The sequence below is a fragment of the Leifsonia sp. P73 genome, from assembly GCF_051059105.1.
Lineage (GTDB): Bacteria > Actinomycetota > Actinomycetes > Actinomycetales > Microbacteriaceae > Leifsonia.
In genome coordinates this window covers 2,334,015-2,356,345 of sequence record NZ_CP194931.1, presented here as the reverse complement: position 1 = coordinate 2,356,345, position 22,331 = coordinate 2,334,015, and the positions used below count along the sequence as shown (strand labels likewise).

Genomic DNA, 22,331 nt, shown 5'->3' with positions numbered 1-22,331 from the left:
GATTTAGCCGCTGATCTGCATTTTTCCTGAAGCTCTCGGGAATTCGAAGAGACCTTCGAAATTACATCCTCGTAATTCACACGGTGTGAAACCCTGTGGATGATCATGTGTGAAACACCCCCGGATTATGGTGGAACGTGCCTATTTTCGCCGAGCTCGCACCGACCCTCCTGGGGGTCGCCGTGCTCGCGCTGCTGGCGACCGCCGTCCTCGCCGCGTACCGCGTGCCGCACCGCTGGGCCCCGGCCCTCGCGATCCTCCGCGGGGCGGCCCAGCTCGCGATCATCAGTGTGGTCCTCGCCGGCGTCATCACGGATCCCATCTGGGTCGCGCTGGCCCTCCTCGTCATGTTCGGCGTCGCGGCGGCGACCGCCACGCACCGTATCGGCTGGTCGGGGGAGCACGCGCTCATGATGGGGACCGCGATGCTCACCGGCGTGGTCGTCTCCTTCTCGGTGGTCTTCCTCACCGGTGCGATCGAGTTCTCCTCCCGGTACGCGCTCGCCATCGGCGGCATCGTCATCGGCAACTCGATGAGCATCGCGACGCTCTCCGGCCGCCGGTTCACCGAGGCGGTCGACGACCACTGGGACGAGGTGGAGGGCTGGCTGGCGCTGGGCGCGACGCCGCGGCAGTCGACTCTGGAGCAGGCGAGGGGAGCGGTCTACTCGGCGCTGATCCCGTCCGTCGATCAGACCAAGACGACGGGGCTGGTCACGCTGCCCGGCGCGTTCGTCGGCGCGATCTTCGGCGGGGTCTCGCCGCTGGAGGCGGGCCGGTTCCAGGTGGTCGTGCTCGCCGCGATCATGGCGGCCGGGTCGATCACCGCGGTGATGGTCGCGGCCTGGCTGGCGCCGGTGCGGGTCCGGCCGGCCCGGCTGCGCTGACCGCGGGATCGGGCGGGCGGATGGGGGAGTGGGCGTGGGGTCGCGTGCCCGATAGGCTGGATCAATGCTGGTATTGACCCGGAAGGTCGGCGAGCGCGTGCTCATCGGGGACGACATCGTCGTCACGATCCTCGACGTCCGCGGCGACGGCGTGCGGGTCGGGATCGACGCTCCGCGCGGCATCCGCATCCAGCGCGACGAAGTGGTCAAGGCCGTCACGGAGGCGAACCTGGAGGCGACCGCCCCGGCCGTCGGTCCGGACGACGCCGAGACGCTCATCAAGCGGTCTCTCGGGCTCTGACGGTCAGCGCCGCGGGGTCCACCCCGGCGGGAGCGGGAACTCCAGCGCCGCCCGCTCGCGGTCGGCCTCCGCGGACCAGCCCTGCGCCGCGCCCTCGGCGTCGAAGCCGCCGCGGGCGACCCGGAAGCCGAGGTCCTCGTGCCGGGTCCGCGGCGAGCCGCCGCGCCGGACCGACGCCCGCACGCTCCACGCGTCGTCGGCGAAGCCACCGCCGCGGAAGACCCGGTAGTCGTCGTAGCGCGCCGGGTCGAGGTAGTCCCAGCACCACTCCCACACGTTTCCGAGGGTGTCGAACAGGCCGTTCAGGTTGGGCAGCCTCCCGCCCACGTCGTGCGGAGCGCTGAGGCCGTCGGCGCTGGTCCAGGCCACCTCGGCCAGCGGCCCGTAGTGCGGTCCGGTGGAGCCGGCGCGGCAGGCGTGCTCCCACTCGGCCTCGGTCGGGAGGCGGTAGCCGTCGGAGTCGACGTGCCAGGTGACGTCCTCGCCGTCGACGGAGTACGCCGGGTCGAGGCCCTCCCACTCGGAGGCCGCGTTGCAGAACCGGATCGCGCGCAGCCAGCTCACCCCGGTCGCCGGCCGGCGGGGATGCGACGCGGGCTCGCCGATCAGCTCGGCGACCTGCTCCTCCGTCACCGGGAACACGCCGATCTCGAACGACTCCAGCTCGACCGTCCACCGCCGTTTGAGCCGGGCGTCGTGAAGCTGCACCGCGCCGGGCGGGATGTACGCCAGGTCGATGTCCGCGCCTTCCACGGCTCCCACCCTGGCACGGATCCCGTCCGAGCGGCTGAGCCGACCCGCAGCGGATAGCGTTGGCGCATGGAGGTCGTCACCAGCCCAGCGTCCGCACCCGCCCACCGCACCGGAGGCACGGTCCTCACCCTCCTCGGCCCCGACGGCTCGCCGTTCGCGGACCGCGAGGTGACCGTCGAGCAGTGTTCGCACGCGTTCGGCTTCGGCAACATCGGCTTCGACTTCGTGGAGCACGGCACCGCCGGCGCCGGGCCGTGGCTGCGGCTGTTCAACCAGGCGACCCTGCCGTTCTACTGGGGCACCTACGAGCCGGAGCGCGGCCGGACCCGCGCGGCCCGCCTCCACGAGACCGCCGCCTGGCTGATCGAGCAGGGCGTGCGGGTGAAGGGCCACCCCCTGGTCTGGCACACGGTCCAGCCCGACTGGCTGATGGAGGCCGGCGGCGACGACGAGGTGGAGCGGATACTGCGCGAGCACGTGCGCGAGGTGGTCGGGGAATTCGCCGACGTCATCCAGCTCTGGGACGCGATCAACGAGACCGTCATCATGCCGGTCTTCGCCAACGGCGCCAACGCGATCACCCCGCTCGCCGCGGCCCGCGGGCGCCAGCACCTGATCCGGCTCGCCTTCGAGGAGGCCCGCGCCGCGAACCCGGACGCGACGCTCGTCATCAACGACTTCGACCTCTCGCCCGACTACGAGCGGGTGATCGAGGAGGCGATCGAATCCGGCGTCCGCATCGACGCGATCGGCCTCCAGACCCATATGCACCAGGGCTACCGCGGCGAGGAGGAGATCCTGGCGATCGTGGACCGCTTCGCCCGGTTCGGCCTCCCGCTGCAGCTCACCGAGACGACGTTCGTCTCCGGACACCTCATGCCGCCCGAGATCGAGGACCTCAACGACTACCGGGTCGACTCCTGGCCATCGACGCCCGAGGGGGAGGCCAGGCAGGCCGACGACATCGAGCGCCATTACCGCTCGCTGTTCGGGCACCCGGCGGTCGAGTCGGTCACCTACTGGGGCTTCTCGGACGCGGGCGCGTGGCTGGGGGCGCCCTCCGGGCTCGTGCGCTCCGACGGCTCGGCGAAGCCGGCGTACGACGTGCTGGACGGGCTGATCCGAGGGGAGTGGTGGACCGCTCCCACCCGCCTCCGCACCGACGACGTGGGACGGATCAGAGTGGAGGGCGTGGCCGGCGGCTACACCGTGTCCGCCGGTTCGGCGGCGGCCGGGTTCGACGTGGCGCGTGGCCGCGATTCGTCGCACGAGGTCGCGCTCCGCGCCTGATCCCTCCTTGCACGCTCCCGGGAGGCACGCGATGATGCGGTCATGCCCGACTTCCGCCGCGTCCTCGACCTCGTGGACGCCCGCGGCGGTGCGTCGTGGCTCACCGTCGTCCACGGCGGGGAGGTCGTCCTCGACCGCCGTGTCGGGTGCGATCGCGACGCCCTGTTCTACACGTTCTCGGTGAGCAAGCCCTTCGTCGCGCTCGCCGTTCACCTGCTCGCCGAGCGCGGGATGCTGCGGCTGGACGACCCCGTGGCCGCGCACTGGCCCGCGTACGCCCGCGGCGGCAAGTCGGACATCACCGTCCGGCACGTCCTCACGCACCGCGCCGGCGTGCCGTACTCGACCGGCACGCTGCTCGGCGACACCGTGCGCATGACCGACCCGGGGCGGTCCGTGGCGGCGGCGGAGGACGCGCGCCCGCGCTGGGCCGCGGGTGAAGTCGTGGGCTACCACGTGCTGAGCTTCGGCTTCATCCTCGGCGAGCTGGTACGCCGCGTCAGCGGGATGCCGGCCGAGCGCTTCATCGCCGAGAACCTGCTGCGCCCCGCCGGGCTGACCGAGACGACTCTCGGCCTCCCGGAGGCTGCGGCCGGCCGCGCCGTCCCGCTGCGCGCCCTGAGCGCTCCCGAGCGGGCGAGGACCCTCCTCTTCAACCGTCCGCGTACCCGCGCGGTGCCGGCGCCGGCCGCGGCGGTGAGCACCAACGGCCGCGAGCTGGCCGAGTTCTACCGGATGCTGCTGGCGGGAGGGGAGGGCGTCCTCCAGCCGGAGACCATCGCCGCGGCACGGGCCGTCTCCAGCGACGGCGAGCCCGACCGGATCATGGGCCACCCGGTGCGCTGGGCGCACGGCTTCCAGCTCGGCGGCCCGATCGGCCTGGCCCGGCCGACCGGCTCCCGGGCCGACGCGAGGACCTTCGGCCACAACGGCAGCAGCATCTGCAACGTCTGGGCCGACCCGGTGCGCGACATCGTGCTCGCCTACCTGACCAACACCGCGGACGAGCGCCGCCGCGCCCTCCGTCACCTCAGCGACGTGAGCGACGCGGTACTGGTGGCCTGCGACTGAGCGGGTCCAGACTTCTCGCAGAGACACGAGGAGGAACCATGAGCGCAGGCACGAAGGACGATCCGTGGCGGCTGACCACGGCGCCGGGCACCTCGGAGTACACCATGTACCGCGACGACGAGGCCGACCCGCCCGCACTGGTCTGCCAGGTCGGCACCACCAAGCTGAGCTACCGGGCGAGCGCGATCGACGACCTCGCCGCCTGGCTGCGCGAGCAGGGCGACTGGGTGCCGCTGGGCGCCGCCGACGAGAACAAGCCGGTCATCGCGGGGACGATCGAAGCGTGGGGCCGCGATCCGGTCAACCCGGTCGGCGGCTGGTACGGCCTCCGCAAGGGCTACCGCGGCCGCTTCGGAATGTACCTGCCGCCGCTTCTGGAGGAGCTCGGGCTGATCGAGCTGACGCACGACGCGCGGAACAACAGGGCGCGGGCGAAGTAGGAGTTTCACCCTCCTGGTCAGCGATTTCACCCCGCCGACATCCAGTCCACATGGCTATGCTTCCTTCATGGCCACGATCACTCATGCAGCTCCGACCGCTGCCGAAGCTCATCAGAGCCGCGCGGAACGGCTCGTCGCGGAGATCGATGCCATGTCGATCGAGGATGTTCGACAGCGGATCGACGAGGCGCGCCGAATGAGCGGCTCCGAGATCGAGGAGCGTCAGCGTGTCGAGCGTCGGGAGCGCGCGGAGCGTGCGGCTGCGGCTCTGAGGTCCATCTGACTCCGTGTTCTCGCCTCACCTGAGGGTGACGGCTCGCTGTTTGCGGGACGATCTCTCCCTCTCCGACGAAGACCCGGGCCGCGATGCTCGCTCTTTTCGGACGCGACACGACGTCCTCCGTGCGTTCGTGAACAAACGAGAGGGCGCCCCTGACGAGGGCGAACCAATTCGTGGCCTCGAGCCACACGGCGCGTATCTCAGCCTCCATCACAATCGATGGCGTGGAGTGACTCGCTGGGATGCGGGCAACGACGTGTGTTGGCTCCTTGCCTTCAGTCCGACCCACGCCAGCGGGGAACTCCGTGACGCCTACAACTACTTCGAGTCGCTGCACAGGCGCGACGAATTGCTGCCGACTGCCGACGATTACGAATTGCTCGAAGACATAACGCCCGCCAACTTCGTCGATGGCATCGCGGCTGTCGGCGCCGGTCTGTATCGCGATGCGCGTTCGAACCCGGGAACAGTGTTCAGCGAGACATACGGGGCGGCTCCGCCGATGTCGTGGTGGACGTGCTGGTGATGGAGGATGGGACGCTTGAAGAGGGGTGGATCGCGGTCGGCTTTCCCTTCGACACTCCGCTCAACGAGTACACCGCTCTCGATGTCGTCGCTCATATCCTGCCGCCGGACATCATGGTGGCGGGCCTGGAGCGCGCTCCGTATTTTGCGGATCGCCCGCTTCGACATGATGAGCTCGTCTTCACGTGGGACTTGGCACTCATCTAGGCCGAGGTAGTTTATCCATGTGAATGATCTCGCCCTGAACCCCGCAACGACCGCCCTGCTTCTCATGGACCTCCAGCCGGGCATCCTCTCGCGCGTGCCCGACTCCGACGCCTTCCTCGAAGGTCTCCTCCGGGCCAGGGAGGCCGCCCGCGCCGCCGGCGTCACCGTCGGCTACGTGCGCGTCGCCCTCACCGCGGAGGAGGCTGCAGCGGCCCCGGCGACCTCGCGGTTCGCCGGAGCGGGAGCGCGCCTGGCCCCGGACAGCCCCCAGACGCAGATCGACCCGCGTATCGCTCCCGCCGAGGGCGAGATCGTCGTCCGCAAGAAGCGCGTCGGCGCGTTCAGCACCACCGACCTGGCAGAGCAGCTCGACGCTCGCGGCATCGACACGCTGGTGCTCGCGGGTGTCTCGACGGGCGGCGTCGTCCTCTCGACCGTGCGCGACGCCGCCGACCGCGACTACCGGCTGGTCGTGCTGGAGGACGGCTGCTGGGACTCCGACCCGGAGGTCCACCAGGTCCTCACCGCGAAAGTGTTCGCGCGCGGCGGCGGGACGGTCACCAGCATCGACGACTTCATCGCGTCGATCGCGTAGAGCGCGACCTCCGCCAGTCCCGGAGCGAGGTCGGGCGGCGCCTCCGGCCCGTCCAACCCGTCCACCGGCAGCCAGTGCAGCTCCTGGGACTCGTCCTCGCCCGGCGCCCCGCCCGGGTCGGTGGTCGCGACGAACGCGTAGACGATGTCGGTGTGCGCGTGGTCGTCGGTGATCGGGTGCACGTCCACGACCAGCGGGGTCGGCAGCACGGCGACGCCCTCGGCGCGCTCGATCCGGTGCGCGGGCTGGAGGAGCTGGAGCTGCTCCAGGTCGTAGCCGGACTCCTCCCGAAGCTCGTGCGCGACCGCGGCCCACGGGTCCTCCGCGCGCTCCACGTGCCCGCCCGGCTGCATCAGGATGCCGCGCTTGCGGTGGCGGTGCACGAGCAGGCAGGTGCGGCCGTCGAGCTCGCGGAAGACCAGCGCGCTCGCCGTGAGGTCGTACTCGCCCGGTCCGGTGTTGAGGTGCGGCATCCCCGCAGTCTCGCATGAACGGGCGACGGTCAGGCAGTATGTCCGTATGGCGGTGGTGCGGACGCAGCGGGGATTCGACCGGTTGGTCAACTTCTCCGACGCCGTCGTGGCCATCGCGATCACCCTGCTGATCCTCCCGCTGGTCGACGCGGGCCCGGAGGTCGCCAAGGAGGGCATCGGCCCCTACTTCCAGCACAACTTCTGGCAGTTCCTCGCCTTCGGGATCTCCTTCGTCGTCATCGCCCGGCTCTGGATGGTGCACCACCAGGTCTTCGGCTGGATCGAGAGCTACACGCCCGGTCTGCTGTGGCTCAACATGCTGTGGCTGGCGTGCATCGTGTTCATGCCGTTCACCGCGAACGTGCTCTCGGACAGCCCGAACGAGAAGCCGGACGTCTACGCGCTCTACATCGGCAATCTGCTGCTGACGACGCTCGCCATGCAGTTCATGGAGCTCCTGATCCTGCGCACGCCAGGGATGCTCTCGGAGGAGGGCGCAGCGCAGGCCGACCCGCTCCGCGGCTGGACGTTCATCGTCCTCCTGGCCATCGCCGGGGTGCTGGCCGTGCTCTTCCCGAATATCGGGATGCTGTGGCTGCTGCTGCTGTTCCTCTCGCGACTGCTGCACCTCGTCCTGGGCAGGATGACCCGTTCGCGCGACCACGCGGGCGTCCGGCCCTGACGACCCTTCCCAGCGGCCCGACCGGGGGCTATCGTCGCGGCATGCGACCCAAGACCTTTTTCGTGCTCCTCGTCATCGCCGCGGCCTACGTCCTGGGCTCACGGGCGGGCCGGGAGCGCTACGACCAGATCGTCGAGTCGGTGACCGCGTTCTGGAACAACCCGGACGTCAAGAAGGCGCGCAAGCAGGCCAAGAAGCAGGCAGACAAGGCCCGCAAGCGCTACGCCTGAGCGATCGGCCGCTCAGGGCTCGCGGTAGTCGCCCTCGGTGTAGTCGCCCTCCGGCGCGTCCGCGGGCTCCTCGACGTCGGTGTACGTGCCCTCGACATCGGGCTCCGGGCCGGGGTTCTCCTCGGACTCGGTGTACTGACCGTGGACCGTGCGCTCGTGCGGTCCTTCGTCGTCGGACTCGGTGTAGCTGCCCTCGAGGTTCTCGCGAGCGTCGCCGGTGGGCTCTTCAGGGTTGCTCATAGCGAGGAGGGTACGCTGTCGCGGCCCGCGGGGCCAGAGCCCTGCACAGGCGTGCACCACCTGTAGACGCCCCGGTCCGCCCCCCGGTACCCTGCGGGCATGGCGCGGTCGCCGTCGGTCTTCGCCTCGCGCGGGCCGACCGTCCTGGAGCTGAGGATCCACGGGATCAAGAACACGCCGCCGGCGGAGATGCTCGGCGTCGCGCCGGGCGACGTGCGCCCGGACCAGGCCGACGAGAACGGTGGCTTCTACGTCCCGACCGTCGACCCGTCCGACCCGTCCGACCCGGCGACGCCTCCGACCGTGATCCGCCGCGAGGGCTACTCGTGGGGGATGCTGGCCCGCTACGGCGGCGGCGCGCTCGTGGCGATCGGCCAGTTCTTCGTGCAGCTCGCCTGGCTGCTCATCCTGCCGTTCGGGCTGTGCAACACCGCGTACTGGACGCGCCGCATCCCCGACCAGCCGCGCACCGGGGAGTGGCGGGCCGGCCGCGGGGCCGCGTCGCTGCGGGTGTTCGCGCTCGGCCTCACCCTCCTCTACGTGTGCGCGCTGGCGTCGGTGAGCCTGGACCTGATCGGGACCCAGTGCCTGACGCATCCGTCGCTCTGCCCGGCACTGCCCGGCTGGGTGACCGCGTTCTTCACCTCGCCGGGGCTCGACCACCGCGGTATCCGGGTCGCCCTCCTCTCACTCGTTCCGATCGCGGGCGTGCTGCTGCTGTTCTTCGTCTCGCACCAGGCGCGTACCCGGTACGAGGCCGGGATCTTCGGCACGGCCGCGAAGATCCGTGCCGCCAGCGACCTCAGCGGTGTGGCGGAGGGCCAGGCGGCCACCCCGCGCCGCCCGCTCGCGACCGACGGGTTCTGGGGGATCACACGCGTGAAGGCCCCGAGCGAGCTGCTGCACACGGCGGCCGCGTTCTTCCTGATGGCGCTGCTGGTCGGCTGGGACGGCGTGTTCTGGACGTGCGCGCCCGCCGGCGTCGACCTCCCGCCGGAGTGCCTCGACCCGGCGAGCACCCCGCTGCTGTCGCGCTGGTGGCTGACCCTCGGCGCCGTCCTCGGCGCGGCCGGACTGGTCGTGGTCGTCGCGCTCGTCGTGCGCAATGTGGACACCACCGTGCGCGGCCGCGCCGAGCGGACGATGGCGGGCGTCGAGCCGGGCATTCGCGTCGCCCGCCGGCACACGCTCATCCGGCTGAAGCTGCGGCGCAGGGAGGCCGTGGCCGACTGGATGCTGCTGGCCGCGATCGCGGTGTACGTCGCCGTCGCGGTGGCCGTGGCGCTGCCCGCCGGGCCGACCGTCGAGCACGCGCCCTCGTTCCTGGGCCTCGTGATCGCGCCCTCCATCATCCTCGGCGTGCTGCTCGCCATCGCCCTCTCGGCGCTCGGCTGGCGCCGCGGGGTGCCGCGCTGGCTGTCGGTGCTCGTGGTGGCGGTCGGCGGCGTCTCCCTGCTGGTCGCGGTCGTGTCCACCCCGAAGTCCCTGCAGCTCGCGCCCCTCACCACCGCCGCGTACCTGCTCGCCGCCCTGGCCGCTGTGCTGCTCGCCGCTCTGGTGATCTTCTGGCCGATGGGCCGCCGCCGCAGCTTCGCCTACCAGGGCTGGCGCGGCACCGGCCCCGGCGTCATCATGCTGCTCTCCCTCGGCGCGGCCATGCTGCTTTCGACCCTCCTCGTGCTCGGGACGCAGTGCGCGCTCGCCTCGACCGGCGGCCCGACCCCGATCTGCCCGCTCACCCCCGGCGGCCTGTCGACGCCGGTCGCGTACCGGAACTTCGGCGGGACGGTGCCGGTGCTCGCCGTCGTGCTCCTGGTCTTCGTGCTCGTCGTCGCGCTGCTGCGGATGCGCACGACGCCGCGCCTGACGACGCCGGAGACGGTCGGAGGCCGGGCGATCCGCGAGCCGCTGCGCAGCTACCGCGACGGCCGGGTGCCGCAGGTGAAGTCGGCGGGGAAGCTGGACTTCCGGATGCTCAACGCCCGCCGCTCGGCCGCCCTGTTCCACCGCGGGGAGCCGGTGCTCGGCCTCCTCGCCGCGCTGCTCGCGCTCGGCGTCATCGTCGCGATCGCCCTCCCGCAGCCGCTGCGTCCTGCCCTGCTGGACCTCGCCCTCCCGGCGCTCGGCCTGATCTCGGTCGCCGCCGTGGTGACGATCGCGGAGAACGCGCTCACGACGAAGGAGCGCCCGATCGGCGTGATGTGGGACCTGATGTGCTTCCTCCCGCGCGCCGGCCACCTGTTCGGGCCGCCCTGCTACGCCGAGCGTGTCATCCCGGAGCTGCGCGACCGCATCGTCGCGTGGCTGGAGGCGGACATCGCCGCGGGCGCGGGGACGGTGGGGGACCGCCGCACCGTAGAGGAGCGCGCCCGGGACGAGCTGCGGGCGCTGACGACCCGCCAGCGCCGCAAGGTCGTGGTCAGCGCGCACAGCCTCGGCGCGGTCCTCGCCGTCTCCACGATCTTCACCCTCGGTGCCGACACCACCGACGGCCTCAAGAACGTCGGCCTCCTCACCTACGGCACCCAGCTCCGCGCCTACTTCGGCCGCTTCTTCCCCGAACTGTTCGGCCCTGGCGCGCTCGGCACCCTCCCGAGCCGGGCGCCGTCGCTGTGGAAGGCCGACCCCTGGCTGAGACAGGTCGTGGAGGACCACAACGCCCAGGGCTCGGGAGGCCGCGACCCCGCCGAACGCGACAAGCCGAGCGCTGCGCGAGCTGCTGACCCAGCCGGACGGCGCGGTGGCGTGGGTGAACCTGTGGCGCCGCACCGACTACCTCGGCTTCCCCGACGCGTCCTTCAAGGACAACGAGATCGACCGCGGGGCGGACGAGTTCGGGCCGCCGCTGTACCTGGTGAAAGTGGCAACCCACCCCAACTACCAAGCCTCCACCCAGTACATGACCGCCCTCCGCGACCTCATGCGCCGGCTCTGACCCGGCGTACATTCGTGCCGAATGGCGGCTTACAGACGCCGATAGCGACCATTCGGTACAAATCCAGGAGAGGCCCACCGTCTTAAAACCGAGTGGTGTAAGGTATTGCCCACCCACGACCGCATCCGAAGGAGAATCATGGTCGACAGCCTCGCTCGCGCAGCCGAGCTCACCGTCGAGGAGAAGGCGTCGCTCACCAGCGGCCGCAGCTTCTGGGAGACCGAGGGCGTCGACCGCGCCGGCATCCCCTCCATCTACCTGACCGACGGGCCGCACGGCGTGCGCAAGCGGGCGCAGGGCGGCGACCACCTCGGCATCGGGGACAGCGTGCCGGCCACCTGCTTCCCGCCCGCGGTCGCGCTCGGCTCCTCCTGGGACGCCGAGCTGCTGGAGCGGGTCGGCGCGGCGCTCGGCGAGGAGGCCAAGGCCGAAGGGGTCGGCGTGCTGCTCGGGCCGGGCATCAACATCAAGCGCTCGCCGCTGTGCGGGCGCAACTTCGAGTACCTCTCCGAGGACCCGATCGTCTCCGGCAGGCTCGGCGCCGCCCTGGTCCGCGGCCTCCAGTCGCAGGGCGTCGGAGCCTCGCTCAAGCACTTCGCCGCCAACAACCAGGAGACCGACCGGCTGCGCGTGAGCGCCGACGTCGACGAGCGCCCGCTGCGCGAGATCTACCTGCGCGGCTTCCAGCACGTCGTGACGCACGCCCAGCCGTGGACGGTCATGTGCTCGTACAACCGGATCAACGGCGTCTACGCGAGCGAGGACCCCTGGCTGCTCACCTCCGTCCTCCGCGACGAGTGGGGCTTCGAGGGGCTCGTCGTCTCCGACTGGGGTGCGGTCAACGACCGGGTGAGCGCGCTCGTCGCCGGGCTCGACCTGGAGATGCCGTCCAGCGGCGGCGTCACCGACGCGCAGCTCGTGGCCGCCGTGCGCGACGGCTCGCTGGAGGAGTCCGTGCTCGACACCGCGGCGGACCGCGTGATCGACCTGGTCGGCAAGGCCCTAGCCGGGGCCGACGCGGGCGCGACCTACGACGCGGAGGCGCACCACGCCCTGGCCAGGGAGGTCGCCGGCCGCAGCATCGTGCTGCTCAAGAACGAGGGCGTTCTCCCGCTCGCGACCGACGCGGGACGCACGATCGCGGTCGTCGGCGAGTTCGCCCGCACCCCGCGCTACCAGGGCGCCGGCTCCTCCCAGATCGTCCCGACGCGCCTGGACAACGCACTGGACGAGCTGCAGGCGCTGTCGGGCGACGCGACCGTCGTCTTCGCCCCGGGCTACGCGCTCGGCGCGGACCCCGACGAGGTGGCGCTGACCGCCGAGGCCGTCGGGGTCGCGTCCGGCGCCGACGACGTCGTGGTCTTCCTCGGCCTCCCGGGCGAGGACGAGTCGGAGGGTTTCGACCGCGAGCACCTCGAGCTGCCCGCCGCGCAGACCGCCCTGCTGGAGGCCGTCATCGCCGCCAACCCGCGCGTGACGGTCGTCCTCTCCAACGGCGGCGTCGTGCGCGTCTCCGGGTGGGCCGACCGCGTGCCCGCGATCGTGGAGGGCTGGCTGCTCGGCCAGGCCGGCGGCGGGGCGGTCGCGGACGTGCTGTTCGGCGTGGTCAACCCGTCCGGCCGGCTGGCGGAGACCATCCCGGTGCGCCTGGAGGACACGGCCTCGTACCTCAACTTCCCCGGCGAGAAGGGCCATGTGCGCTACGGCGAGGGCCTCTTCGTCGGCTACCGCGACTTCGACGCGCGCGACGCGGCGGTCTCCTTCCCCTTCGGTCACGGCCTCTCGTACACGACGTTCGCCTTCGGGGCGCCCACCGCGTCCGCGACGGCGGAGGGCATCCGCGTGACGGTGGACGTCACCAACACCGGCGACCGCGACGGCCGGGAGGTTGTCCAGGTCTACGTGTCCGTCCCGGCCTCCCGTGTGCAGCGCCCGGTGCGCGAGCTGAAGGGCTTCGCCAACGTGGCCGTGGCCGCGGGCGCCACCGCGACGGCCGTGATCGACCTGGCCGCCGAGGACCTCGCCTACTTCGACACCGAGCTCGGCGCGTGGACCGTGGAGGGCGGCGACTACGTCGTGGAGGTCGGGGCGTCGTCCCGCGACCTGCGCGGCTCGGCCGTCGTGACGCTCGCGGGCGACGGGCGCGCGGCGCCGCTCACCGTCGACTCCACCCTCGGCGAGTGGCTCAGCCACCCGGTCGGCGGCCCCATCCTGATGGCGGCGCTCGCCCAGAGCCCGGAGGCGCAGGGCATGGGCGCCATGCTCAACGACCCGGGCCTGCGGCGGATGGCGGAGTCCATCCCTCTGGTGCGTGCGGCTTCGTTCCCGGGCAGCCCGGTCACCGCCGAGCAGCTGGACCAGCTGGTGGCCGCGGCGAACGGGTAGGGTACGCCCCTTTCGGCGACGCTGAACCCCCTTGCGGACGCAGGGGGTGCGGCGTTTGGTGGGCCGCATGAGCGACACGAGTGGACTTCCGAACACGGACGACCTCGGCGTACCCGTCGAGGACGAGCCTGAGCGCTTCGAGGGTGGAGGCAGGGGAGGCGGCCGAGGCAGGCACGCCGCCGAGCCGGCCGGGGACGAGCGGGGTCAGGGTGACGACGGCGCACAGCCGCCGCCCGCGGACTTCGACCCGACCGAGCAGCCGTCCAACCCGGACCTCGTCAACAACCCGGAGCCCCCGGATCAGTGACCGGCCGCGCGGTCCGATGACCGCACCGCAGAGACCGCGGCCCCGCCCACCGTCATCCCGGGCGGGGCCGCTCTGCATCTCAGCGCTTCGGTCGCCGGCTCGCGTACAGCCACACCGCGCCGACGATCACGCCGGCCACGAGCATCCCGATCCCGACCTCCAGGATCGACACGCCGCCGGAGCGGGGCACGATCAGGCCGACCACGAACAGCACAGCGCCGAGGTTGAGCAGCACCGCGGCCACCCAGCCGAGCGTCGTGCGCAGCGCTGCGTTCATTGCGGGTATCGTAGCCGCCGCCTCTCCGCGAACGCCCCCAACGGGAAATTATCGGGGCATCCGCGCGCCCCGGCCCGTGTCCGACCCGAGCGTCAGGCCGGGCCCGGGTGGACGACCGACGGTGTGGGCGGCTCGTCCAGCGCCTCGTTGATCAGCGCGGCCACCAGGAACTTCCAGTCCGACCCCTCGTGCAGCGTCTCCAGATACCCGACGGGGATCGCGCCGAAGACCGGCTCGTGCTCCTCGCCCTCCGCGGACACCCGGATCAGCCGCCCCAGCTCGGCGTGCGACTCGTCCAGCACGACCCACTCGCCCGGCGCCTTCTTCTCCACGTGGAAGATGCGCTCCCGATACGGGTAGCGCACGCTCGACATCTCCAGTTCGCTGGCGGACATGGCCATCCTTCCGTCGGTGGACGCTCCTTGGGAGCATCCAACGCCAGGGGGCTGTCTTTGGCAAGATGCGCTGCCTACGCTGGGCCGCATGAGCACTCCTGACGTCCACAACATCGACGCGGCGTTCGCGCTCGTCCCCGAGCCCTGGCAGCCGCACCGGCTGACCAGCGTGAACGACTACGACGTGAAGGTCGCCCGGCTCCAGGGCTCGTTCATCTGGCATTCGCACCCGGAGACCGACGAGCTGTTCCTCGTGATCGCCGGGCGGCTCGTCATCCAGCTCCGCGATCGCGCGGTGGAGCTGGGACCGCACGACGTGTTCGTGGTCCCGAAGGGCGCGGAGCACTGCCCGTTCGCGGAGGAGGAGGCGCTGGTCGTGATGTTCGAGCCGAAGGGCACCGTGAACACCGGCGACCAGCCGGGGAGCGCACGAGCGCGCTGCAGGAGCTGCCGGACTGAGCGGCGCTCGCAGCAGGCGTCGGGTCACAGCAGCCGGTCGAGCGCCTCCAGTAGCGCGGCGGGCCCCTCGAAGACCTCCCGCGCTCCCGCGTCCGTGAGCTCGGCCGCCCCGACCCCGCCGCAGAGCACGCCCACCGAGCGGATGTGCGCCCGTGCCGCGGCGGTCATGTCCCAGACCGAGTCGCCGACGACGAGCGCCTCGGCAGCGGGAGCGTCCGCACGGCGCAGGGCGACCTCCAGGATGCCCGGGTCCGGCTTGGCCTCGTCCACATCGTCGGCGGAGGTGGCCGCGGGGACGGCGTCGTCGGCGCCGATCGCGCTCCGCAGCATCGTCAGCTCGTCCTCGGCGGCGGAGGTGGCGAGCACCACCCGGACGCCGCGGCCGGCGACGGCGCGCAGCAGGTCCGCCGCTCCGTCGAACGCCCGCAGCCGCGGCGCGAGCTCGCGGAAGTGCTTCGCGTGCAGCGCCCGCGCCCTGTCGTCCCACTCGTCGTCGTGCTCGCCCGCGACCGCGCGCAGGAGCTGCCCGGAGTCCCGCCCGAGCGCGCGGTGGATGCGCCACGAGTCGACGGGCACGCCCAGCTCGGCGAACGCGCGCTGCCAGGCGTCGATGTGGAGGTAGTTCGAGTCGACGAGGGTGCCGTCGACGTCGAAGAGCACGGTACGGATGGTCATGCCTCCACGTCGTACACCCCTCGGCGCGGGAGCTCACCCCCTTGCCGATCGCGGGAGCCGGGGGCAGGGTGCGGGGATGACCTCTCCCGAACTGACCGACCCGCGCACCGCCATCGTGACCGGCTCCGACTCCGGCATCGGGAGGGCGACCGCCGTCGCGCTCGCCCGCGCCGGGATGGCTGTCGGCGTGACCTGGCACTCCGACGAGGAGGGCGCCGCCGAGACGGCGCGCCTGGTCCGTGCCGAGGGCAGCAGGGCCGAGGTGACGCGGCTCGACACCACCGACGCGCCTGCGTGCGCGGACGTCGTGGACGCGCTCGCCGACCAGCTCGGCGGCTGCGACGTGTTCGTGAACAACGCCGGGGTGAACGGCGGGCCGCCCTTCTTCGACACCGACTGGGACACCTGGCGGACGACACTGCTGGCCGACCTCGACGGCCCGTTCGCCTGCATCCAGCGGATCGCCCGCCGCATGGTCGACGCCGGCCGCGGCGGCCGGATCATCGGCGTCACCAGCGTGCACGAGCACCAGCCGCGGGTCGGCTCCGCCGCCTACGACGCCGCCAAGCACGGCCTGGGCGGCCTCCTCAAGACCCTCGCCCTGGAGCTCGGCGAGTACGGCATCACCTGCAACGCCGTCGCGCCCGGCGAGATCGCCACCCCGATGAACGACGCGGAGGACGTCGACCCGCGCCAGGTGCACCGGCCGGGCGTCCCGCTCGGCCGGCCCGGCGCTCCGGAGGAGGTCGCCGCGGTGATCGCCTTCCTGGCCTCGCCCGCCGCGTCCTACGTGACAGGCGCGTCGTGGACCGTCGACGGCGGGATGCTGCAGATGGGCCCGCAGGCCGGCTCGCACCTGCGCTCCGACGACTGGCGGTGCAACTGAGACGACGCCTCTCTCACCCGATCAGCGACACCGCCCGCGCGATCACCAGCGCCAGCAGGACGAACCCCGCGAACGACTCCAGCGCCATCAGCAGCTTGGCCCGGTGGGTCAGCGGCATCGTGTCGGTCGGGCTGAACGCCATCGAGTTGGACAGCGAGAAGTAGAAGTAGTCGATGTAGTTCGGCACCCAGTCCATCACCTGGCTCGAACCGCGCGCGACCTCGACCACGTCGTCCTTGTCCTCGTCCTGCGGGAACCGGAAGTCGGCCAGCGGCAGCTTCTTCCGCGGCAGGGAGATGCGGGCGACCGGGCCGCCGCGGTCCATCGTCCAGTAGACCAGTGCGAACGCGATGACGTTCGTGACCCAGACCTGCAGGGAGGCGAGCAGGATCTCCTGCCCGTTGCCGTGCTTGTTGAGCAGCCGGACGACCGTCTCCGCGAACGCGATCTGGTTCGCCGCCAGGATGAGCACGGCCAGCGCGATCTCCGCGCGCCGGGACCACTTCGACTCGCGGGTCAGCCGGTGCGGGTTGTAGATGATGAGCGCGACCAGCATCAGCACGCAGACGCCGACTACGGACCAGCGCGCGATCGGCGGGACGACGCTCGGCAGGAGGGCGTAGGCCACGAGCGCGACCAGCGTGCCGATCACGGCGGGCCAGCGGTGCTCGGGGGCGACCGCGCGGGCGCGGCTGTCGTCGTCGTGGTCGTTCACCCGACGGACAGTACGCCGCGGCGCCGTGCGGCGGAATCAGTTGAAGATGGCCCACTCCGAGCGGCTGATCTTGGCGCGCTGGCCGTTGATCACGAGGTACCAGCTCTCCTCGTCGCGATGGAGGTACTGGGCGAGCATGGTCGTGTACCGCCACTCGCCGTTGACCTGGCTCCAGCGGATCAGGGAGATGAGCTGCCCTTGACGCAGGTAGGGCACCGCGACGAAGTCATCGTGTCGCGGATGTTCGGGACCACCAGTAGTGCGCCCCATCCTCGGAGTGCTCATGCGTCACTTTAACCCCAACCGACGCGATTTGGGAACAGTTTCGAGGCTGTTGAAATGAAATAGATTGAGTGTCAATTGTCTATGGATCCGCTGTGGATACGGCGGGTCCAGACCGTGAGCGGGCGCCCGTCGACGTGCGTCCCCGAGCGGAACCGCGTGAAGCCGCAGCGCAGCGCGACAGCCTCGCTGGCAGCGTTCCCGTCCAGCGTGCTGAGCCACACGACGCGCTCGCCCTGAGCAGCGAGCCACGCGGAGAGCGCGGCGACCGCGCTGGTGACGAGCCCGCGGCCGCGCGCGTCCGGGCGGAGCGCGTAGAAGACCTCGAAGCCGTCCTCCGACCTCCCGAAGCCGACCGTCCCGAGCGCGTCGCCGCCCTCGTCGATGACGTACCGGATGCCGTGGGCCGCGTCGGCCGCGCGCACGTTGCGCGCGGCGCGGAGGCGGGCGCCGTCCTCGTCCAGGTCGGCCGGGTACATCGTCCAGGTCGGGATGTCCTCGACCCGCGCGAGCATCAGCTCGACGCCCCAGTCGTCCTCCTCCAGCCGCCGCAGCACGACCCCGTCATGCCCCGCGAGCTCTATCCGCACCGGGAACGCATCCATGCCCCCGACCCTACCCACGCGCAAACAGCCGAGTACGCGAATAGTCTGCGTACTCGGCTGTTTTCGGCCGGTCAGCGGGTGGGGGAGAGGGCGGGGATGGTGGCGACGGCGCGGGTGCGGACCGACTCGTAGGCGCCGAGGATGATGCCGAGCACCTCGATGCCCTCCTTCTGCGTGTGCAGGGGGCGGGTGCCGTCGAGGATGCTGCGGGCGAAGTGGTTCAGCTCCTCGCCGAACTGGTGCACCGGCTCCAGCTCGATCACGGTCGGCTCGGCCTCGCCGCGCTTCTTGAGGGTGAGCGTCGTGCCGTCGGAGGTGAGGCTGCCGAGCTCTCCGACCGCCGAGAACTTCTCGGTGCCCGGCGCCGCCTCGTAGGCCCAGCTCGTGACGACGGTGCCGATCACGCCGTTGTCGAAGCGGACCAGCACGGTCGCGGAGTCCTCGCCCTCCATGAACGACAGGCGGTGCGTGGCCAGCATCGCCGTGACCTCCACCGGGGCGCCCCCGGCCAGGTGCAGCAGCAGGTAGGTGGGGTGATAGCCGGTGTCGATCAGCTCGCCGCCGCCCGAGGTCGACGCGTGCGCGCGCCAGCCCATGTTCGCCGGGTCGAAGTCGTTGAAGAAGGAGTCCGTCGTGCGCACCTCGTAGACGCGCCCGATCGCGCCGGACTCGATCAGCTCCTTCGCCCGGGCGACGGCCGGCAGGAAGAGCTGGTTGTGCGCGCACATCAGGGTGACGCCGGCCTCCTCGACGGCGGCGGAAACCTCGGCGGCCTCCTCCGGGGTCAGGCACAGCGGCTTCTCGCACAGGATGTGCTTGCCCGCGCGGGCGGCGGCGACGATCGCGTCCTTGTGCAGGTGGTGCGGGAGGCAGATGTCGACGGCGTCGATGTCCGCCTCGGCGAGCATGACGCGGTAGTCGGCGTAGATCGCTGCGCCGGACGCGGCCGCGCGCTTCTCCGCGCTGTCGCGTACCGGGTCGGCCACGGCCGCGAAGGTGATGACGTCGGGGTTGCGGAGGTAGCCCTCCACGTGCGCGCCGGCGATGCCGCCCGCCCCGATGAGTCCGATCCGAACGGTGTTGCTGGACATAAAAGAAACTCCAAGTGGTCGAGGGGCACGTTGACGCCCCTAAAAGTGCCGTTGAGGGGCGTTTACGTGCCCCTCGGCGGATGATGGTGCGGCGCGGGAGTGGGTTAGCGCGTGGGCGTCGCTTGGGGCACCGCGGGCGCCACGGGGCGGCCCTCGGCGGCAGAGGCGTTCGCGGCGACCACGACGCGGGTGAGCGCGAGCGCGTGGTCGAGGTTCGCGTCGGCCCTGCTGCCGTCGTGGATGCGCCGCACCCACTCGTCGAACGCGCCTGCGCCGTTGTCCGGCACCGGCAGCTCCTGCCAGCCGTCGCCCGTGTCCACGAAGAGCCCGCCGGCGGCCCCGCCGTACGAGAGCGCGCCACGGGTGCCGCGCAGCTCGATGGTGAAGTCGCCGGGGGTCTGCACGAGGCTCGCCTCGATGACGCCGATGCGGCCGCCGGCGAACTCGGCCGTGACCACGGCGTTGTCGTCGACCTCCCGGCCGGTGAGGCTCGCGTAGGTCGCGGTGATCCGCTGCGGCTCGCTCCGGTGGAACAGGCGCGTCAGGTACACCGGGTGGCAGCCGAGGTCGGTGAGCGCGCCGCCGTAGGCCTCCGCCGGGTTCCCGAACCGGTCGGGGAGCCAGCCGGCGATCCAGCCGTCGTGCGCGAGCCGCACCCGGCTGTAGGCCAGCTCGCCGAGCGTGCCGGCGTCAATGACGTCCTCGATCGCGGCGGTGTAGCCGTGGTGGAGCCGGGGGAGCGAGACCACGAGCGAGACGCCCGCGGCGTCGGCGGCGGCGACCAGCGCGTCGGCCTCCGCGACGGTCGGGGCCAGCACCTTCTCGGTGAAGACGTGCTTGCCCGCGGCGATGGCGCGGGAGATCACGTCGACGTGCTGGTCGGTGGAGGTGGTGACCGTGACGCCGTCGAGGGTGTCACGGGCGAGCAGCTCGTCCAGGTCGGCGACGAACTCGACGCCGAACTTCTCGGCGGCCTCCCGGCCGCGTTCGGGGTCGTCGTCCCAGATGGCGACGAGTGTGGTGCCGGGATGCTCCTGGGCGTCGCGGGCGTAATCCTTGCCGTGGACGTGCCAGAAGCCGAGCGCAGCGACAGCGAGTGGATGGGACATGCCTGTGAAGGCCTCCTTGCCTGGTATTCGATGCGCGCGAACCCGACTAGCCTAACCACTTCTCCTCGTCCGCCGCACGTCTTTTGCCGGATTGACAGCAGAAGTAGTGCGCAGCGCGCGCGGGCGGTAGCGTCGGGCACTGTGACGCGCATCCCTCTGCATCGCGAATGGCACGGCGACGAGGACTCGCCGCACCCGCCGCTGCTGCTCCTGCACGGCGGCGGCTCCACGATCGAGTCGAACTGGGGGATGCTGCTCCCGCTGCTGGAGCGCAGCCGCTCGGTGCTCGCCGTCGAGTTGCAGGGTCACGGCCGAACAGCGGCAGGCGACCGCGAGCCGTCGTTCGAGGAGTCGGCCGACGATGTCGCCGCCGTGCTCGCCGAGCTGGGCGTCGGCCCGGTCGACGTGCTCGGCTTCAGCAACGGCGGCCAGGTCGCGTTCCAGCTCGCCGCGCGGCATCCCGCGCTGGTCCGCAAGCTGGTCCTGGCGTCCGCCCCGCTGCGGCGGGACGCGATGGTCGACGGCTTCTGGGCCGGCCTGGAGGCGGGCCGCTTCGAGGACCTTCCCGCCGTGTACGCGGAGGCCGACCTGGCCGTGAGCCGCGACCCGGAGCACGCCAGGCGGATGTTCGAGCTCGACCGCGCGCTCATGCTCGGCTTCGAGGACGTCCCGGACGAGCTGGTGGCCTCGGTCACCGCGCCGACCCTGGTCGTCGGCGCCGATCGCGACGTGGTCCGTACCGGCCACTTCATGGAGGTCGCGGCCCTGCTGCCCGACGCCCGCCTGCTGATCGTGCCCGGCACGCACGGCGACTATCTGGGGGAGGTGCTGGCAGCGGCGGGCGACGACCGTGCGCTGCGCGCCTTCCTGCCGCACCTGCTGACGTTCCTCGACGCGCCGCGCTGACAGGCTGGACGGGTCGAAGGGGAGTAGTTCCCCGCCTAACGGGATATCAGGGGCGTGTCAATCCCCTTTATTCGCACAGCAGTTCGGGCTCGTTCTGAGGCACTATGGCAACTATGGGAAAACTGCTCTACGGTGCGGGTCAGGAATACGACCTCGACGACCGGGTCTTGAGCCACGTCAAGCTCGCGATCGTCGCCAAGCTCCGCCGCCACGAGAGCTTCCTCCTCAACTGGGACGTGCCCGTCGACCAGGGTTCTGGGCGCGTGTCCATCTGGATCAGCCGCGAGATCCCGCTCGCGTTCCAGTTCGCCGGCAGCCGGCCCCCGGCGATCAACCCGCACTGGCTGGAGGCGCTGATGCACACCTCCCAGCGCACCGGCGGCATGGTCGTGATGGCCGAGGACGACGTCGACCAGCACCTTCCGGACTGACCCCACCGCTCAGTCGCCGCGGGCCTCGTCCAGGGCGCGTTCGGCGTCCCGCACGGCGCGCTGCAGCTCCGGGATGCGCCGCCTGAGCGCGCGCTCGGCGGCCTTCGACTCGGCGAGCTCGGCCTCGGTGCGCTGCAGGCGGCGTTCGAGCGCGTCCCGCTCGGCCTGCAGGTCGGAGCGGCGGTCGACCTCCGCGTCCAGTTCGTCGTCGAGGGACTCGGCGTCGGCCCTGGCGCGTTCGAGGGCGCGCTCGGCCGCGCGGACCGTGCGCTCGCGCTCGCGCCGTTCGCTGGCGGACTCGGCCCCGGCGTCGGGTGCGCGCTCGCCGCCCGCCTGCGGCGCGGCCGCCATCCGGGTCTTTCGGGGCTCGGGGGCCACCAGCGGCTCGGCACTCCGCTCCGCGGCCGCGGCCAGCGCCTCCTCGTCCAGGGGCAGCGCGACCGCGTCGGCCACGTCCACGGACTCCACCCCCGTCGACTCGAGTGCGCGCACCAGCATCCCGCTGCGCACCGCGGCAGCCGCGACCGGGTCAACGACCGCGGCCTGGAGGGTCTCCTCGACTTCGCGTCCGACCGCCGCGCTCGTCCCCAGGTCGCGGAGCGCGCGCTGCAGCAGCCGCTGCCGCTCCCGGGTCAGGTCGCGGATGGCGTCCCGGTCGCGCGCGGCGAACGCGTCCCGCATCCGGTCGCCGAGCTGGAGGATGCGGTCGACCAGTTCGGGGTCGCGGCGGGTCAGCGCGTTGACGGCCGCGGCGGACGCCGTCGGCTTCCGCAGCGCCTTGATGGTCTTCGCGAGCTCACGGTCGGCACCCGCGGCGGCCGACGCTCGCGCGGCGACGAACTCCGCGGGCTCGACCCCGTACAGGTCCGCGGCCACGTCGCGCAGGTTCATGGCGCGAG

Annotated in this window: 28 protein-coding genes and 2 pseudogenes; 18 read left to right on the top strand and 12 right to left on the bottom strand. The window is 71.8% G+C overall.

Annotated elements, in window-relative coordinates:
• Nucleotides 1-137 precede the first annotated feature (137 nt).
• Both ACQ86L_RS12005 and csrA read left to right on the top strand, forming a co-directional pair.
• Nucleotides 138-887 carry an ABC transporter permease gene (locus tag ACQ86L_RS12005; protein WP_434315610.1) on the top strand — a complete coding sequence of 250 codons (750 nt, stop codon included), beginning with the start codon at nt 138-140 and terminating at the stop codon, nt 885-887.
• A 64-nt stretch (nt 888-951) separates the two neighbouring features.
• Nucleotides 952-1,188, top strand: coding sequence for a carbon storage regulator CsrA (gene csrA / locus ACQ86L_RS12000; RefSeq protein ID WP_434315609.1), 237 nt, complete (start codon nt 952-954; stop codon nt 1,186-1,188).
• A gap of 3 nt (nt 1,189-1,191) precedes the next feature.
• Here the strand turns inward: csrA and ACQ86L_RS11995 are convergent, their stop codons facing one another.
• Nucleotides 1,192-1,941 (bottom strand): formylglycine-generating enzyme family protein, encoded by a 750-nt coding sequence (locus ACQ86L_RS11995; RefSeq protein WP_434315608.1) that lies wholly within the window; start codon nt 1,939-1,941, stop codon nt 1,192-1,194.
• A gap of 66 nt (nt 1,942-2,007) precedes the next feature.
• Here ACQ86L_RS11995 and ACQ86L_RS11990 point away from each other — a divergent pair, with 66 nt between their 5' ends.
• The 7 genes from ACQ86L_RS11990 to ACQ86L_RS11960 all read left to right on the top strand — a co-directional run bounded on the left by ACQ86L_RS11990 (nt 2,008) and on the right by ACQ86L_RS11960 (nt 6,349).
• Nucleotides 2,008-3,231 (top strand): endo-1,4-beta-xylanase, encoded by a 1,224-nt coding sequence (locus ACQ86L_RS11990; RefSeq protein ID WP_434315607.1) that lies wholly within the window; start codon nt 2,008-2,010, stop codon nt 3,229-3,231.
• A gap of 42 nt (nt 3,232-3,273) precedes the next feature.
• Nucleotides 3,274-4,302 (top strand): serine hydrolase domain-containing protein, encoded by a 1,029-nt coding sequence (locus ACQ86L_RS11985; RefSeq protein ID WP_434315606.1) that lies wholly within the window; start codon nt 3,274-3,276, stop codon nt 4,300-4,302.
• Nucleotides 4,303-4,340: 38 nt separating this feature from the next.
• Nucleotides 4,341-4,742 carry a DUF6855 family protein gene (locus ACQ86L_RS11980; RefSeq protein WP_434315605.1) on the top strand — a complete coding sequence of 134 codons (402 nt, stop codon included), beginning with the start codon at nt 4,341-4,343 and terminating at the stop codon, nt 4,740-4,742.
• A gap of 67 nt (nt 4,743-4,809) precedes the next feature.
• Nucleotides 4,810-5,025 carry a hypothetical protein gene (locus tag ACQ86L_RS11975; protein ID WP_434315604.1) on the top strand — a complete coding sequence of 72 codons (216 nt, stop codon included), beginning with the start codon at nt 4,810-4,812 and terminating at the stop codon, nt 5,023-5,025.
• Nucleotides 5,026-5,152: 127 nt separating this feature from the next.
• Nucleotides 5,153-5,548 carry a hypothetical protein gene (locus ACQ86L_RS11970; RefSeq protein WP_434315603.1) on the top strand — a complete coding sequence of 132 codons (396 nt, stop codon included), beginning with the start codon at nt 5,153-5,155 and terminating at the stop codon, nt 5,546-5,548.
• Nucleotides 5,530-5,754: a hypothetical protein gene (locus ACQ86L_RS11965; RefSeq protein WP_434315602.1), complete on the top strand. Its 225-nt coding sequence runs from the start codon at nt 5,530-5,532 to the stop codon at nt 5,752-5,754. The genes ACQ86L_RS11970 and ACQ86L_RS11965 overlap by 19 nt, the downstream gene beginning before the upstream one ends.
• 19 nt (nt 5,755-5,773) lie before the next feature.
• Entirely contained in the window at nt 5,774-6,349 is a 576-nt protein-coding gene (locus ACQ86L_RS11960; RefSeq protein WP_434315601.1) for a cysteine hydrolase family protein, read from the top strand.
• Between the two features lie 38 nt (nt 6,350-6,387).
• Here the strand turns inward: ACQ86L_RS11960 and ACQ86L_RS11955 are convergent.
• Nucleotides 6,388-6,822 (bottom strand): annotated as a pseudogene (locus ACQ86L_RS11955) (NUDIX hydrolase); the annotation flags it as partial.
• Between the two features lie 46 nt (nt 6,823-6,868).
• On the opposite strand from ACQ86L_RS11955, the gene ACQ86L_RS11950 reads away from it, so the two are divergent.
• Together ACQ86L_RS11950 and ACQ86L_RS11945 are read left to right on the top strand one after the other, a co-directional pair.
• Nucleotides 6,869-7,504, top strand: a complete 636-nt coding sequence (locus tag ACQ86L_RS11950; RefSeq protein WP_434315600.1) for a TMEM175 family protein — start codon at nt 6,869-6,871, stop codon at nt 7,502-7,504.
• A 41-nt stretch (nt 7,505-7,545) separates the two neighbouring features.
• The gene (locus ACQ86L_RS11945; RefSeq protein WP_434315599.1) at nt 7,546-7,734 is read left to right on the top strand and encodes a hypothetical protein; all 189 of its coding nucleotides are present in this window, start codon (nt 7,546-7,548) and stop codon (nt 7,732-7,734) included.
• Between the two features lie 12 nt (nt 7,735-7,746).
• Here ACQ86L_RS11945 and ACQ86L_RS11940 read toward each other — a convergent pair whose 3' ends face one another.
• Nucleotides 7,747-7,974 carry a hypothetical protein gene (locus tag ACQ86L_RS11940; protein ID WP_434315598.1) on the bottom strand — a complete coding sequence of 76 codons (228 nt, stop codon included), beginning with the start codon at nt 7,972-7,974 and terminating at the stop codon, nt 7,747-7,749.
• A gap of 99 nt (nt 7,975-8,073) precedes the next feature.
• On the opposite strand from ACQ86L_RS11940, the gene ACQ86L_RS11935 reads away from it, so the two are divergent.
• The 3 genes from ACQ86L_RS11935 (at nt 8,074) to ACQ86L_RS11925 (ending at nt 13,601) form a co-directional block, all read left to right on the top strand.
• Entirely contained in the window at nt 8,074-10,995 is a 2,922-nt protein-coding gene (locus tag ACQ86L_RS11935) for a hypothetical protein (protein WP_434315597.1), read from the top strand.
• Between the two features lie 52 nt (nt 10,996-11,047).
• Nucleotides 11,048-13,294, top strand: coding sequence for a glycoside hydrolase family 3 C-terminal domain-containing protein (locus tag ACQ86L_RS11930; RefSeq protein WP_434315596.1), 2,247 nt, complete (start codon nt 11,048-11,050; stop codon nt 13,292-13,294).
• A 67-nt stretch (nt 13,295-13,361) separates the two neighbouring features.
• Nucleotides 13,362-13,601 (top strand): hypothetical protein, encoded by a 240-nt coding sequence (locus ACQ86L_RS11925; RefSeq protein ID WP_434315595.1) that lies wholly within the window; start codon nt 13,362-13,364, stop codon nt 13,599-13,601.
• A 79-nt stretch (nt 13,602-13,680) separates the two neighbouring features.
• Here ACQ86L_RS11925 and ACQ86L_RS11920 read toward each other — a convergent pair whose 3' ends face one another.
• Nucleotides 13,681-13,878: a hypothetical protein gene (locus ACQ86L_RS11920; protein ID WP_434315594.1), complete on the bottom strand. Its 198-nt coding sequence runs from the start codon at nt 13,876-13,878 to the stop codon at nt 13,681-13,683.
• Nucleotides 13,879-13,970: 92 nt separating this feature from the next.
• The gene (locus ACQ86L_RS11915) at nt 13,971-14,273 is read right to left on the bottom strand and encodes a hypothetical protein (protein WP_345838871.1); all 303 of its coding nucleotides are present in this window, start codon (nt 14,271-14,273) and stop codon (nt 13,971-13,973) included.
• Between ACQ86L_RS11915 and ACQ86L_RS11910 the strand changes: the two are divergent.
• Nucleotides 14,272-14,586 (top strand): annotated as a pseudogene (locus tag ACQ86L_RS11910) (cupin domain-containing protein); the annotation flags it as partial. The gene ACQ86L_RS11915 and the pseudogene ACQ86L_RS11910 overlap by 2 nt on opposite strands.
• A 170-nt stretch (nt 14,587-14,756) precedes the next feature.
• On the opposite strand, the gene ACQ86L_RS11905 reads toward ACQ86L_RS11910, so the two are convergent.
• Complete coding sequence (locus ACQ86L_RS11905) at nt 14,757-15,407, bottom strand: HAD family hydrolase (protein WP_434315593.1); 651 nt, start codon at nt 15,405-15,407, stop codon at nt 14,757-14,759.
• A gap of 76 nt (nt 15,408-15,483) precedes the next feature.
• Here ACQ86L_RS11905 and ACQ86L_RS11900 point away from each other — a divergent pair, with 76 nt between their 5' ends.
• The gene (locus ACQ86L_RS11900) at nt 15,484-16,293 is read left to right on the top strand and encodes an SDR family oxidoreductase (protein WP_434315592.1); all 810 of its coding nucleotides are present in this window, start codon (nt 15,484-15,486) and stop codon (nt 16,291-16,293) included.
• Between the two features lie 13 nt (nt 16,294-16,306).
• Here ACQ86L_RS11900 and ACQ86L_RS11895 read toward each other — a convergent pair whose 3' ends face one another.
• The 5 genes from ACQ86L_RS11895 to ACQ86L_RS11875 form a co-directional block, all read right to left on the bottom strand.
• A complete protein-coding gene (locus tag ACQ86L_RS11895) occupies nt 16,307-17,008 on the bottom strand; it encodes a hypothetical protein (RefSeq protein WP_434315591.1) in 702 nt (233 codons plus the stop codon).
• A gap of 36 nt (nt 17,009-17,044) precedes the next feature.
• Entirely contained in the window at nt 17,045-17,224 is a 180-nt protein-coding gene (locus ACQ86L_RS11890; RefSeq protein ID WP_434315590.1) for a hypothetical protein, read from the bottom strand.
• Between the two features lie 140 nt (nt 17,225-17,364).
• Complete coding sequence (locus tag ACQ86L_RS11885) at nt 17,365-17,895, bottom strand: GNAT family N-acetyltransferase (protein ID WP_434315589.1); 531 nt, start codon at nt 17,893-17,895, stop codon at nt 17,365-17,367.
• Nucleotides 17,896-17,966: 71 nt separating this feature from the next.
• Entirely contained in the window at nt 17,967-18,986 is a 1,020-nt protein-coding gene (locus tag ACQ86L_RS11880) for a Gfo/Idh/MocA family protein (RefSeq protein ID WP_434315588.1), read from the bottom strand.
• Between the two features lie 104 nt (nt 18,987-19,090).
• Nucleotides 19,091-20,095 carry a Gfo/Idh/MocA family protein gene (locus tag ACQ86L_RS11875; protein ID WP_434315587.1) on the bottom strand — a complete coding sequence of 335 codons (1,005 nt, stop codon included), beginning with the start codon at nt 20,093-20,095 and terminating at the stop codon, nt 19,091-19,093.
• Nucleotides 20,096-20,236: 141 nt separating this feature from the next.
• On the opposite strand from ACQ86L_RS11875, the gene ACQ86L_RS11870 reads away from it, so the two are divergent.
• Nucleotides 20,237-21,001: an alpha/beta fold hydrolase gene (locus ACQ86L_RS11870; protein ID WP_434315586.1), complete on the top strand. Its 765-nt coding sequence runs from the start codon at nt 20,237-20,239 to the stop codon at nt 20,999-21,001.
• Nucleotides 21,002-21,114: 113 nt separating this feature from the next.
• The gene (locus ACQ86L_RS11865) at nt 21,115-21,432 is read left to right on the top strand and encodes a hypothetical protein (protein WP_434315585.1); all 318 of its coding nucleotides are present in this window, start codon (nt 21,115-21,117) and stop codon (nt 21,430-21,432) included.
• A gap of 9 nt (nt 21,433-21,441) precedes the next feature.
• Here the strand turns inward: ACQ86L_RS11865 and ACQ86L_RS11860 are convergent, their stop codons facing one another.
• Nucleotides 21,442-22,323, bottom strand: a complete 882-nt coding sequence (locus tag ACQ86L_RS11860) for a hypothetical protein (protein WP_434315584.1) — start codon at nt 22,321-22,323, stop codon at nt 21,442-21,444.
• Between the last annotated feature and the right edge of the window lie 8 nt (nt 22,324-22,331).